Source organism: Salmonella enterica subsp. enterica serovar Typhimurium str. LT2, assembly GCF_000006945.2.
Lineage (GTDB): Bacteria > Pseudomonadota > Gammaproteobacteria > Enterobacterales > Enterobacteriaceae > Salmonella > Salmonella enterica.
On sequence record NC_003197.2, the window covers coordinates 4026410 to 4038856 of the forward strand.

Consider the following 12447-nt stretch of genomic DNA (forward strand, 5'->3'; position numbering starts at 1 on the left):
TATCCTAATGGTTTTTCCGGCGGCAACTCAACCCATTTCACCCGCGGCGCATAAATGTCAACGCCTTCACTGACCCGCAGATTATGGCTGGCCTTCGCCCTGATGGCGGCGCTCACCCTGCTCAGCACCGTGATCGGCTGGATAAGCCTGCGCGTCATTAGTCAGGTGGAGCAAACCAATACGCAAGCGCTGCTCCCCACGATGAATATGGCCAGGCAGTTAAGCGAAGCCAGCGCTTACGAGCTCTTTTCCGCGCAAAATCTGACCAATGCCGACAGTGAGGGCGTTTGGCTGGCGCAGGGGAAGATGCTGAAAGCGCAAAGCCTTAAAATTAACCATCTTTTGCAGGCATTAAGCGAGCAGGGGTTTAATACCTCGGCCATCGCCCGGCAAGAAAAAGAGATTGCACAAACGCTTGGGCAACAGGGAACGCTGGTCGGTGAAATTCTCACGCTGCGCGCACAGCAACAGCAGTTAAGCCGCCAGATTGCGGAGGCGGCGGAAAGCATTGCCGCCCAGGCTCACGGTCAGGCCAATAATGCAGCGACATCTGCAGGCGCCACCCAGGCCGGTATTTACGATCTTATCGAAAGCGGTAAAGGGGATCAGGCTGAACGCGCGCTTGACCGACTGATTGATATCGACCTTGAGTATGTGAATCAGATGAATGAGTTGCGGGTCAATGCCCTGCGGTTTAAGCAGCTCATTGTGACCTTAAAAGACGCGCAAGGGCTGAGCGATGCCGAAGACACCGATGAAAAACTTAATCAGTTGGTTAAAATTTTATCCCGCCGCCAGCAGCGTATAGAAGATCCTACCGTTCGCGCCCAAATCGCCGACGCGCTGGAGACAATAAACCAGTACACCACACTGGTTACCCTGTTTCGTAAGGAAAACGCCATCCGCGACCAGCTTCAAACGCTTATGGCCAATAACCTCTTTCAGTTTACCCGCTTCAGTACGGAAGTGTCGCAGTTGGTGAACGCCATCGAAAAACGAAACGAGGCTGGGTTAGCGCGTCTTACACACGCCAGTCAGCGTGGGCAAATAGGGTTAGTGATCTTAGGCATCCTGGCGCTGTGCTCATTAAGTTTTATTCTTTGGCGAGTGGTTTACCGCTCCGTATCCCGCCCGCTGGCGCAACAAACGCAGGCCTTACAGCGGCTACTGGAGGGCGATATTGACTCGCCATTTCCGGAGGCGGCTGGCGTCAGCGAACTGGATACCATCAGCCGTCTGATGGAAGCGTTTCGCGCCAACGTGCGCAAATTGAACCGCCATCGTGAGGATTTGGCGGAACAGGTGCGATCGCAAACGGCGGAACTTCATGCGCTGGTGCTGGAACACCGGCAGGCGCGCGCCGAAGCGGAAAAGGCCAACGAGGCGAAATCGACGTTCCTTGCCGCCATGAGCCATGAAATTCGCACGCCGCTTTACGGCATTCTCGGTACGGTACAATTGCTGGCCGATAAACCGCTCATGACAAACTACCGCGACGATTTACAGGCCATTAATGATTCAGGCGAATCGCTACTGGCGATTCTTAACGATATTCTTGATTACTCGGCGATTGAAGTAGGCGGCACCAACGTTTCCATTAGCGAGGAACCGTTTGAACCGCGACAATTGTTGAATAGCGCGCTGCATTTAATGCACAGCCGCGTTCAGGTGGCGCTCATCACCGACTTTAGCGAGCAACTCCCCTCAACGCTACAAGGCGATCCGCGCCGGATACGTCAAATTGTGATTAATCTTTTAAGTAATGCGGCGAAATTTACCGATCGCGGCAGCATAGTGCTGCGCACGTTTTGCGACGATCAGAGCTGGTTTATTGAGGTTGAAGATACCGGATGCGGTATTCCTGAAGCGAAGCTGACGGCTATTTTCAAACCGTTTGTGCAGGCGACAGGACGCCGGGGCGGGACGGGCCTGGGGCTGGCTATCAGCGCCAGCCTGGCAGAGGCGATGGGCGGGACGCTAACCGTCACCAGTACGCTTCATGTTGGCAGTTGTTTTCGTTTACAACTGCCGGTTTGCCACTCCAAACCCGCAAGTAAAAGTGCGTTCAGGGAACCGATAAATCTTAACGGACTACGCTTGTTGCTGATTGAAGATAATATGCTGACGCAGCGTATTACCGCTGAAATGCTCACGGGCAAAGGGGTGAAGGTCTCACTTGCTGAAAGCGCGAATGACGCGCTACGCTGTTTAGCCGAAGGCGAGTCCTTTGATGTCGCGCTGGTGGATTTTGATTTGCCGGATTATGACGGCTTAACCCTGGCGCAGCAGTTGATGAGCCTGTATCCCGCCATGAAACGCATTGGTTTTAGCGCACATGTGATAGACGATAATCTTCGTCAGCGTACCGCCGGTCTTTTCTGCGGGATTATTCAAAAGCCCGTTCCCCGCGAAGAGCTTTACCGCATGATAGCGCACTATTTACAGGGCAAATCTCACAACGCGCGGGCGATGTTGAATGAACATCAGCTTGCCGGCGATATGGCGTCTGTCGGCCCGGAAAAACTCCGGCAATGGGTCGCGTTATTCAAAGACAGCGCGCTGCCTTTAGTCGAGGAGATCGAGGCGGCGCGCGCCATGAATGACGACGTTAACATTAAGCGGCTGGCGCATAAATTAAAAAGCGGCTGCGCCAGCCTGGGGATGACGCAGGCAACCGAAGCCTGTCGGGAACTGGAGTTGCAACCGCTTAGCGATATAGATATTAAAACTATCGTGACGCAGGGAGTGACGGCGCTCGACGCATGGATAGCCGGTCATCCTTCGCCATAATGACTTCCGGCTCGCCACGGCCAACTTATCCGACGCGTTTCACATCGCCCACTAACAGGATGTAAGACAGCGCGCCCAGCAGGGCCACAACGGAGATATAGACCAGCGCCGGAGCAAAACCGTAGCTTTGCGCCAGATAACCAATCACTAACGGTACGCTAATCCCGCCTAACCCACCGATAAAGTTAAACATACCGCCGGTAAGGCCAATCAACCGCATCGGCGCAAGGGAAGAGATTAACGACCAGGTAATGGACGCAAATCCGTTGCCGAAGAAAGCTATCGCCATCAACGCCATAATCCACAACGGATCGTTAGTGTAGTTAGCGCCCATAATGCATGTGGAGATGAGCAAACCGCAAATAATCGGCGTTTTGCGCGCCACGCCCAGCGAGAAGCCTTTTTTCACCAGTTTATCCGCCAGCCAGCCGGAGAGCAGTACGCCAAAAAAGGCAGCCAGGAACGGTACGGTCGTCATAAAGCCCGCTTTTAGCGCGGTAATGCCTTTTTCCTGGGTCAGATAATTAGGGAACCAGGTCAGAAAGAACCATAGCGTAGAGTTTACGGCGAACTGACCGAGGTAGACGCCCACCAGCTTACGATGGAACACCAGTTTCCAGTCGGCTTTCGTCAGCGGCTGGCGGGCCTCTTTTTTCGCTGGCGCATCGCCATCCACCAGACCACCGCCATCGCGAATATACTCCAACTCCGCCTGGCTAAGGCTTTTCGTCAAACGCGGCGGTTGATAAACCTTAAACCAGACCAATGACCAGATAATCCCGATACCGCCGGTGACGATAAAGACCCAGTGCCAGCTCAGCATTTCCTGAATCCAGATCAGCAGCGGCGTAAGGAATGCCAGTCCGACGAACTGTCCGGAGGTGTAGAACCCGACTGCGGATGCGCGCTCATGCTCCGGAAACCAGCTAGTGACCATCCGGTTATTTGCCGGAAAGGCCGGCGCCTCGAAAATCCCGGTAATAGCGCGCAGGCCGATAAGCGACAATAGTCCCGTCGCAAACCCCTGCAATAGCGTTGCGACTGACCAGCCGAAGATAGCGATAAAATAGGTCAGCCGGGACCCAATACGGTCGAGAAACCAGCCGCCGGGGATCTGGCATAACGTATAGAGCCAGGCAAAAGCGGAGAAGACATAGCCCATTTCCGCTTTGGTAATGCCGAATTCTTTTTGAATATGCATGGAAGCTACGGCAAGGTTGGCGCGATCGACGTAGCAAATCACCACGGTAATAAAGATCATCACCAGCGTCAGATAGCGGCGACGCCCCGGCTGTGCTGCTGTAACTGAAATATCCATCGTCATCTGTCTCCAGATTCTGGGCATAGCGAGGCCGCTCACCATGCCCTGTAAATTACAGAGGGTGTGTTTTTATATTTAAATTGGGTTGCCCGGAGGGCGACGTTTGTTGAGCCTACAGCGTGGCGATCACCACTCGGCTACCGATCCGTCAGCGTGCCGCCACAACGGATTACGCCAGTCCGGCGCGCTTTTGCTAAGTTCAATCACCCTGGCCTCGTCAATGTCTACGCCAAGACCCGGTTTGGTTAAGGGTTTAAAGAAGCCGCCGTCCATGCTGAAGTCTTCTTTATTTTTCACAAAGTCGAGCAGCTCCGCGCCCTTGTTATAGTGAATGCCCATACTCTGTTCCTGGAATACCGCGTTGCGCGAAACAAAATCGATATGCAGGCAGGCAGCCAGGGCGATTGGACCCAGCGGGCAATGCGGCGCCAGCGCCACATCATATGCTTCCGCCATTCCGGCGATTTTATAGCATTCGGTAATGCCGCCCGCGTGGGATAAATCCGGCTGTAGAATCGCCAGCCCACCCGCGTCCAGCACGCGTTTAAATTCAAAACGCGAGAACATACGTTCGCCTGCGGCAATCGGAATATGCGTTTGCGCTGCCAGGCGCGGATAATATTCCGCCTGTTCCGCCAGCACCGGCTCTTCAATAAACAGCGGACGATAGGGTTCCAGTTCTTTAATCAGCACCTTCGCCATCGGCGCGCTAACGCGACCGTGGAAATCGAGCCCAAACTCAATTTCACTGCCGAAAGCTTCGCGGATTTGCGCCACGGTATTGACCGCCGCATCCACCGCACGGGAGTTATCAATCACGCCCATCTCTTCACAGCCGTTCAGCTTGAAGGTGTCAAAACCAATACCGCGCAATTTTTCAATACCGTCAATGACGTCTGCCGGACGATCGCCGCCCACCCAGCTATAGGCCTTGATTTTGTCGCGCACCAGGCCGCCCATGAGCTGCCAGACCGGCGCATTCAACACCTTGCCTTTGATATCCCACAATGCCTGGTCAATACCGGCGATGGCGCTCATCATAATCGGGCCGCCGCGATAAAAACCGGCCCGGTACATTACCTGCCACAGGTCGTTGATACGCGCCGGATCTTTCCCTATCAGGTAGTCGGCAAACTCATGTACTGCCGCCTCTACAGTACGTGCCCGACCTTCAATGACCGGCTCTCCCCAGCCAACCACGCCTTCATCCGTTTCGATTTTCAGGAACATCCAACGTGGAGGTAAACGGTACGTGGTGATGTGAGTTATTTTCATTTCACTGCCTCTCGATACGCATTAACAAATGCCGCAGCCTGCTGCGCGGTGCGTTCAACGGATTGCCCGGCGCGATAGAGATCGCTACCCAATCCCGCGCCCACACAGCCTGCTTTAATCCATTGCGCTAGGTTTTCCGGCGTCACGCCGCCGACGGCAAATAGCGGAACATCCGGCGGAAGTACCGCTTTCAGCGCGCTGATGTAGCCCGGACCAAACGCCGACGACGGGAAAATTTTTAACGCCTGTGCGCCTGCATCCAGCGCAGAAAAGGCTTCCGTTGCCGTGGCGCAGCCCGGACACACGGTCATGCCATAGCTCACCGCCCGGCGGATCACCTCCGGTTGGATATTCGGCGTGACGATCAGCTTGCAGCCCATCCCGGCAAGCTGGTCTACCTGTTCCGGTTTCAGTACGGTACCAGCGCCAATAAGCGCCCTGCCGCCATACGCCTTCACCACGGAAGAAATGCTTTTTTCCCACTGTGGGGAGTTAAGCGGAATTTCTATAGCGTCAAATCCCGCATCCACCACCGCGCCAACGTGCGCCAGGGCATCATCGGGCGTAATACCGCGTAAGATAGCGATGAGAGGGAGATTAGTTTGCCACTGCATGAGCGATGCTCCTTATTCCAGCCTGAAATGCCATATCGCCATCCACGGTTGAAACATCACGCCCAATAGCACTAAACGCCTGTTGGTAACGTGAGATCAGCGCGGGTCCAGCGACGAGAGTGATAGCCTGTTGCGCCGCGAAGGATTCGCTCATGCTGGCGACTTCCGCGCCAATCAACAGGCCGGAGAGGAAGTCGCTGACCTGCTCACGCGCAAGATGTCCCAACACGTGCGAGGCGCGAACCTCAAAAAGAGAAGGCAGGACGGCAGGAGAATTAAGACCGCGCTCCAGCCCCGCGGCATAGGCGTCGCCAGAAACTTCCTGTTCCGGCAAACCAGCCCCGACCAGCGAGTGACGCAGCAACAAGTGATGGAGTTCGCCTGTCATCACAGTACGAAAATCATGAATTTGTTGCGTATCAGTCTGTACCCATTTGCAATGTGTGCCGGGCATGACATAGACAGAAGAAGGAGAAAGTTCGCAGGCGCCAAGCAGTTGCGTCTCTTCGCCGCGCATCACGTTGTGGTTATCCTCGCGTGAGACACACAATCCGGGGATGATCCAGATGTTGTCGCCAACGGCGGTTAACTGTTCGCCAATAGCGGAGAACAGGGCGGGAACCGGCAGATAAGGCGCATTTTGCCAGCCTACGTTACTGCCGATCATGCCCGCCATTACCACGGGGGTGGCGCTGTCGCGCCAGTGTGTTGTGACTTCTGCTAACACCGCGTCAGGAGATTTACCGTTCAGGCGTGTAACGCCTGCTTCTGATTGCCTGCTCTCCAGGCATTTGTCGCCCTGGTAAAGCCAGGCGCGCAGATTGGTCGATCCCCAGTCAATTGCGATGTAGCGAGCTGTCATGTGATTTCCTTTAACCTTCGTGTCGAGCTGGCGATCATGGTTAATGCCGCCTGCTCTGCCGCATCGCCATCCTGATGCCGTATCGCATCGAATAGCGCCTTATGTTCCTGGAGCGTTTTCGGCATGTTGGCCGCATCGCCCATCCAGGTCCGTTCAAATACCGCTCGCTGTAGCGAGCTGATCGCTACATTTAACTGTTGCAGCACCGGGTTATGCACCGACTGCAACACTGCTTCGTGATAGCGAATATCCGCCTCGTTAAACGCTTCCCGGTCCTGGTTATTGGCAATCATGTCGTTTAGCGCCGACTCAATTTCAGCCAGATCGCTTGATGTTGCCCGTTCCGCCGCCCAGCGTGCTATTGCTGGCTCCACCAGGTTTCGTATTTCGCTCATCGCGCTGATAAGCCTCGGGTCGTAGTCGTTTTCCAGCACCCATTGCAGCACGTCGGTATCGAGATAATTCCACTGGTTACGCGGTGCGATAAACGCGCCGCGATAACGCTTCATTTCAATTAGCCGCTTCGCCATAAGCGAGCGAAACACTTCGCGAATGATGTTGCGCGACGTTTCAAACTCCTCGCACAGATCCGCTTCCGCTGGCAGCGCCGAACCGGGTACGTATTTACCGCTGACAATCTGTTTGCCCAGCGTGATAACGATGCGATCGGTTTTATTGAGAGTCATAGAGAGTCCTTGTGCTCGATGTGAACTCTCTTACTTTACCGCGATAGCTGAATTACGCCGCAATTTTGTAGTACTAGCGTGATATCAACCGTCGTTATCATGCCATTAATGTAGTACAACACAATTATGTTGTACTACAATTTAGATCACAAAAACGACAATTGGTTATGGGAACGTTATAAGACGTAAACGAAAGACATAAAAAAACCCGCAGCAAGTGCGGGTCGTTAAGCGAGTATTTGCCCGATGGCGACTATGCCTTATCGGGCGGGGAAATGGCCGGATGAGTGATCGGGGTTCAGCACAAATTTTTCAATCGCCCAGGCAACACCATCTTCAAGGTTCGATTTAGTCACAAAGTTAGCCACCTCTTTGACCGACGGAATGGCGTTGTCCATTGCCACGCCCATACCGGCGTATTCGATCATCGCAATGTCGTTTTCCTGATCGCCAATCGCCATCACCTCCTCTGGCTTAATACCCAGCGCCTCGACCAGTGATTTTACGCCAGTGCCTTTATTAACCCGTTTATCGAGGATTTCAAGGAAATACGGCGCACTTTTCAGCACGGTGTACTTTTCCTTCACCTCTGCCGGTATACGCGCAATCGCCCGGTCGAGAACGGCAGGCTCATCGATCATCATAACTTTCAGGAACTGGGTGTTCGGGTCCATCTTCTCCGCTTCACAAAATACCAGCGGAATGGTCGCCACATACGATTCATGCACCGTGTAGTAGCTGATATCGCGGTTAGCGGTATAAAGCGTATTTCGGTCTAATGCGTGGAAGTGAGAACCCACCTCACGGGACAGTTTTTCCAGGTAACGGTAGTCATCATAGCTGAGCGCCGTTTGCGCAACCGTACTGCCGTCCCCTGCTTTCTGCACCAGCGCCCCGTTATAGGTGATGCAATAATCACCGGGCTGTTCCATGTGAAGTTCTTTCAGGTAACTGTGCACACCCGCATACGGACGGCCTGTGGTCAGCACCACGTTTACCCCTTTTTCACGCGCAGCGGCAATCGCGTTTTTAACCGCCGGAGAAATGGTGTGATCGGGCAGCAGAAGGGTGCCATCCATGTCGATAGCAATGAGTTTAATAGCCATGAAATCCCCGCATTAAATGAGTCCTGACTCATGCTAACGCGATTCCGCTCAAAAAACAGTAAAGAATCCGAGAGAAAGGGGGATAAGATTCACAAACGGGATTCCCCTTTTCAGGCCGTATTCTCTCCTCCTGATGTATTAGATAACCTCATTAATCAAACAGAAAATACCGTTTTTCTAAAAGAATGCGTATTGCTACTTTGGACATCATCACTTAGAGCCTAATGGGATTGGTTCTTAATCAGTAAAAATCAACAAAAACTTATATTTTAAAATAACCTTATCCGATGAGAAGGAGATCGCTAATGTCGATGGCCCTTACCGCCCCCCCAACCAGGAAAAGATTTTTAATCGTTGCCTGTCTGTTTATTGGAATATTTATTGCTTATCTCGATCGCGTTAATGTTTCGGTATTAGCCGCGAATGAACCCTTCTTAGCCTATATGGGTATTGAAGGCATGCCCTTGCAAATCGGCATGATGATGACCGTCTTTCTGGCCGCTTATGGTATCGCTAACGTTGTATTATCACCGCTTGGTGATTATCTCGGCCCCAGAAAAGCGATGATGCTTTGTATTCTGATCTGGACTATCGCTTTAATGATTGGCGGAGTCGCTACATCATTCGCTCTAATTATTATTTGCCGTATATTACTGGGCATCGGAGAGGGATTTTATTATCCACTGCAAAGCGTATTTATTAAAAACTGGTTCCCGAAGCAGGAACGCGGCAGAGCAAACGCGGCGTGGATCGTCGGCCAGTCAGTCGCTCCCGCCATTGCGATGCCTTTTTTCACCTGGTGGATAGGCACCCACGGCTGGCGCTCCAACTTCTTTTTATGCGCCGCTCTTGGGTTAATCCCACTCTGGCTACTTTGGCGATATGTTGCTGATAAACCAGAACAACATAAAAGTATCAGCGAGCAGGAACTGGCTTATATCAAAGCCGGGCAGGAAACGGAAAGCGCAGGCAGCAGCGAAAGTTTTATGTTGCGGGTCAAACCGGTGATTACCAACTACAGCTATTGGCTGCTGGTGCTGTGGTATCTGTGTCTGCAATGTTTATATTGGGGAATGATTACCTGGCTGCCGACCTATCTAAAATCAGCCAGAGGGTTCAGTTGGGCGGAAATGGGCTGGCTGGCGTCGCTTCCCTTTGTCCTGTCGATATTTGCCAAAGCGGCCGCAGGCGTCTTCGTCGATAAAATAGGACGCAGCGCCCCCATATTAATGGTATTAATGTTTTTCGCTGGCGTCAGTATCTATTTCGGCACCATAACCGAACATAAATATATGTCGGCGGTACTCCTCTCCTTTGCTGTTGCTTTCTGTACGATGGGTACGCCCGTTGCCTGGACGTTATTACAGGGAATGATACCAGGAAAATCCATATCCGCCGCCAGCGGCGTAATGAACGGCGTCGCCAACGGACTCTCTTCATTATCTCCTGTATTTATCGGCTTATTTATTTCTATCACTGGAACTTATACCGGCGGCTTACTATGCCTGGTTTTTATCAGCGCTATCGCCGTGGTATCGGCATTAATCTTAACGATTAAAAAATATTAATTACGAGGAGTAAATGATGAAAATTACCAGCGTTGATATTATTGATGTGGCGAACGATTTTGCGTCCGCCACCAGCAAATGGCGTCCGGTGGTGGTAAAAATTAATACCGATGAGGGCATTTCCGGTTTTGGCGAAGTTGGGCTGGCTTACGGCGTCGGCGCTTCTGCGGGCATCGGAATGGCGAAGGACCTGTCGGCCATTATCATCGGCATGGACCCGATGAATAACGAAGCTATCTGGGAAAAAATGCTCAAAAAAACCTTCTGGGGGCAGGGCGGCGGCGGCATCTTTTCCGCTGCGATGAGCGGCATCGATATCGCGCTGTGGGATATCAAAGGCAAAGCGTGGGGCGTGCCGCTGTATAAAATGCTTGGCGGCAAAAGTCGCGAGAAAATAAGAACCTACGCCAGTCAGCTACAGTTTGGTTGGGGGGACGGCAGCGATAAAGATATGCTGACCGAGCCGGAGCAGTATGCACAGGCGGCGCTGACCGCCGTCAGCGAAGGCTATGACGCAATAAAAGTGGATACCGTCGCAATGGATCGCCACGGCAACTGGAACCAGCAAAACCTCAACGGGCCTCTCACCGATAAAATCCTGCGTCTGGGCTACGACCGTATGGCCGCCATTCGCGATGCAGTCGGCCCGGACGTGGATATCATCGCCGAAATGCATGCCTTTACGGATACCACCTCGGCGATTCAGTTTGGCCGCATGATCGAAGAACTGGGCATCTTCTACTACGAAGAGCCGGTCATGCCGTTGAACCCCGCGCAGATGAAGCAGGTTGCCGATAAGGTCAATATTCCGCTGGCGGCTGGCGAACGCATTTACTGGCGCTGGGGATACCGTCCTTTCCTGGAAAACGGCAGCCTGAGCGTGATCCAGCCCGATATTTGTACCTGCGGCGGCATCACCGAAGTGAAGAAAATCTGCGATATGGCGCATGTTTATGACAAAACGGTGCAAATCCACGTTTGCGGCGGGCCGATTTCCACAGCGGTGGCGCTGCATATGGAAACCGCAATCCCTAACTTCGTCATCCACGAACTGCACCGGTATGCGCTGCTGGAGCCGAATACACAGACCTGTAAATACAACTACCTGCCGAAGAACGGCATGTACGAAGTCCCGGAGCTTCCCGGCATCGGCCAGGAACTGACCGAAGAAACCATGAAAAAATCACCAACCATCACCGTAAAATAAGCCAACTGTCTGCCTGCGCCGCAGGCAGACACCCTGTATTTGCGAGTCGTATCAACGCGACCTTATCCAGCCTGAGATAAAATCCTCTCAGTAAAGGGGTAACACAGGTGGCAAATGAATTTAACTATCCGGCAATTTCGCGCGTTTCTGGCCGTCGCGGATTTGCGTAGTTTTACCGCCGCCAGCAAATATCTGTGCATCACGCAGGGAGCTGTTAGCGGTTTAATCAACGAAATGGAAAGCCAGATGGAGGTTTCCCTTTTCGACCGCACTTCGCGCGTGGTGAAGCTATCGCCCGACGGCGAAAAGTTTTTACCCGCCGCCATGCGGGTTGTTGAAGAGTTTCAACGGGCCGAAAATTATGCCCGCGACCTGAAAGAGATCAAAAAATCCCTGGTGCGGGTTGTTGGCGCGCCGCTGATCGCCTGTGCTTTTCTGCCGCAAATCATCCATGCCTTTAAGCGGCAGCATCCGCATACCCACGTACAGCTTATTGATAAGCCCATGTCGCAATTACAAAAAAGCATTATGTTGGGAGAAGCCGATTTTGGTATCGGCCCGGAGCGGCCGCTGGAACCGGAAATCGACAAACAAACGCTGTTCACAACGGAAATCGCCCTGTACTGCCATCCGGACTATCGGCTGCATAAAAAAACGGTTCGCTGGGAAGAGATTCAAAGCGAAGAGCTGATCGCCGTTGGCAACGAATCCATTCCGATGATCTCCGCAACCGCTGGCGTGCGCATTAAGCCCAAAATGACGGTGGAACATATGGCGACCGCCATGTCGCTGGCGGCGCAGTGTGAAGGCGTGGTGATCGCCGGAACCTTTTCCCGCCATTACGCCAAAAGCTACCAATTAGCGACCTGTTCGCTCACGCCTCCGCTGCGGCGCAATATGAACCTTTATTTCCATGCGTGGCGCGCACAAACGCCCGCCACTCAGCGCTTTAGAGATTTTTTATTCAGCTATGTCGATGAACATCATGATGCCCCGGCCAACCAGCGGTAGGCCGGGG

The 12447-nt window shown here is 53.1% G+C and carries 9 protein-coding genes and 9 other annotated features; of the genes, 4 read left to right on the top strand and 5 right to left on the bottom strand.

The window, feature by feature from the left end; genetic code table 11:
- The first annotated feature begins 43 nt into the window (after positions 1-43).
- Positions 44-49 (top strand) — a ribosome-binding site (putative RBS for torS; RegulonDB:STMS1H003789).
- Positions 44-2790, top strand: a protein-coding gene (torS, locus tag STM3826) for a sensory kinase in multi-component regulatory system with TorR (regulator) and TorT (periplasmic sensor) (protein ID NP_462726.1). Within the gene, positions 55-2790 belong to an annotated coding region; the region does not span the whole gene. Its footprint overlaps the feature before it by 6 nt.
- Positions 2791-2815: 25 nt before the next feature.
- On the opposite strand, the gene dgoT is transcribed toward torS, so the two are convergent.
- The 5 genes from dgoT to yidA form a co-directional block, all read right to left on the bottom strand.
- Positions 2816-4159, bottom strand: a protein-coding gene (dgoT, locus tag STM3827; protein NP_462727.1) for an MFS family D-galactonate transport protein. Within the gene, positions 2816-4153 belong to an annotated coding region; the region does not span the whole gene.
- Positions 4154-4159, bottom strand: a ribosome-binding site (putative RBS for dgoT; RegulonDB:STMS1H003790). Its footprint overlaps the gene before it by 6 nt.
- Before the next feature lie 78 nt (positions 4160-4237).
- Positions 4238-5397 (bottom strand): 2-oxo-3-deoxygalactonate 6-phosphate aldolase gene (gene dgoA / locus STM3828; RefSeq protein NP_462728.1). Within the gene, positions 4238-5386 belong to an annotated coding region; the region does not span the whole gene.
- Positions 5392-5397 (bottom strand) — a ribosome-binding site (putative RBS for dgoA; RegulonDB:STMS1H003791). (Overlaps the previous gene by 6 nt.)
- 586 nt (positions 5398-5983) lie before the next feature.
- Positions 5984-6873, bottom strand: a protein-coding gene (gene dgoK, locus STM3829; RefSeq protein NP_462729.1) for a 2-oxo-3-deoxygalactonate kinase. Within the gene, positions 5984-6862 belong to an annotated coding region; the region does not span the whole gene.
- The gene (gene dgoR, locus STM3830) for a galactonate operon transcriptional repressor (protein NP_462730.1) occupies positions 6859-7559 on the bottom strand. Within the gene, positions 6859-7548 belong to an annotated coding region; the region does not span the whole gene. Before dgoR ends, dgoK begins: the two co-directional genes overlap by 15 nt.
- Positions 6868-6873: a ribosome-binding site (putative RBS for dgoK; RegulonDB:STMS1H003792), on the bottom strand. (Overlaps the previous gene by 6 nt.)
- Positions 7554-7559, bottom strand: a ribosome-binding site (putative RBS for dgoR; RegulonDB:STMS1H003793). It lies within the gene dgoR.
- A 249-nt stretch (positions 7560-7808) precedes the next feature.
- Positions 7809-8665 (bottom strand): putative hydrolase of the HAD superfamily gene (gene yidA / locus STM3831; protein NP_462731.1). Within the gene, positions 7809-8654 belong to an annotated coding region; the region does not span the whole gene.
- Positions 8660-8665: a ribosome-binding site (putative RBS for yidA; RegulonDB:STMS1H003794), on the bottom strand. It overlaps the preceding gene by 6 nt.
- A 287-nt stretch (positions 8666-8952) precedes the next feature.
- Positions 8953-8958 (top strand) — a ribosome-binding site (putative RBS for STM3832; RegulonDB:STMS1H003795).
- Here yidA and STM3832 point away from each other — a divergent pair.
- From STM3832 to STM3834, 3 genes are all read left to right on the top strand, one after another.
- The gene (locus STM3832) for a putative permease (protein ID NP_462732.1) occupies positions 8953-10222 on the top strand. Within the gene, positions 8960-10222 belong to an annotated coding region; the region does not span the whole gene. (Overlaps the previous feature by 6 nt.)
- Before the next feature lie 5 nt (positions 10223-10227).
- Positions 10228-10233 (top strand) — a ribosome-binding site (putative RBS for STM3833; RegulonDB:STMS1H003796).
- Positions 10228-11429 (top strand): putative mandelate racemase gene (locus STM3833; protein NP_462733.1). Within the gene, positions 10236-11429 belong to an annotated coding region; the region does not span the whole gene. Its footprint overlaps the feature before it by 6 nt.
- Before the next feature lie 107 nt (positions 11430-11536).
- Positions 11537-11542: a ribosome-binding site (putative RBS for STM3834; RegulonDB:STMS1H003797), on the top strand.
- Positions 11537-12440, top strand: a protein-coding gene (locus STM3834) for a putative LysR family transcriptional regulator (RefSeq protein NP_462734.1). Within the gene, positions 11544-12440 belong to an annotated coding region; the region does not span the whole gene. It overlaps the preceding feature by 6 nt.
- Positions 12441-12447: the final 7 nt, after the last annotated feature.

Bases quoted from the DNA above. Each gene is read 5' to 3' on its own strand.
- STM3832 (NP_462732.1), top strand. From the start codon at position 8,960: ATGTCGATGGCCCTTACCGCCCCCCCAACCAGGAAAAGATTTTTAATC.
- STM3833 (NP_462733.1), top strand. From the start codon at position 10,236: ATGATGAAAATTACCAGCGTTGATATTATTGATGTGGCGAACGATTTT.
- dgoK (NP_462729.1), bottom strand. From the start codon at position 6,862: ATGACAGCTCGCTACATCGCAATTGACTGGGGATCGACCAATCTGCGC.
- dgoA (NP_462728.1), bottom strand. From the start codon at position 5,386: ATGAAAATAACTCACATCACCACGTACCGTTTACCTCCACGTTGGATG.
- dgoR (NP_462730.1), bottom strand. From the start codon at position 7,548: ATGACTCTCAATAAAACCGATCGCATCGTTATCACGCTGGGCAAACAG.
- STM3834 (NP_462734.1), top strand. From the start codon at position 11,544: ATGAATTTAACTATCCGGCAATTTCGCGCGTTTCTGGCCGTCGCGGAT.
- torS (NP_462726.1), top strand. From the start codon at position 55: ATGTCAACGCCTTCACTGACCCGCAGATTATGGCTGGCCTTCGCCCTG.
- yidA (NP_462731.1), bottom strand. From the start codon at position 8,654: ATGGCTATTAAACTCATTGCTATCGACATGGATGGCACCCTTCTGCTG.
- dgoT (NP_462727.1), bottom strand. From the start codon at position 4,153: ATGGTGAGCGGCCTCGCTATGCCCAGAATCTGGAGACAGATGACGATG.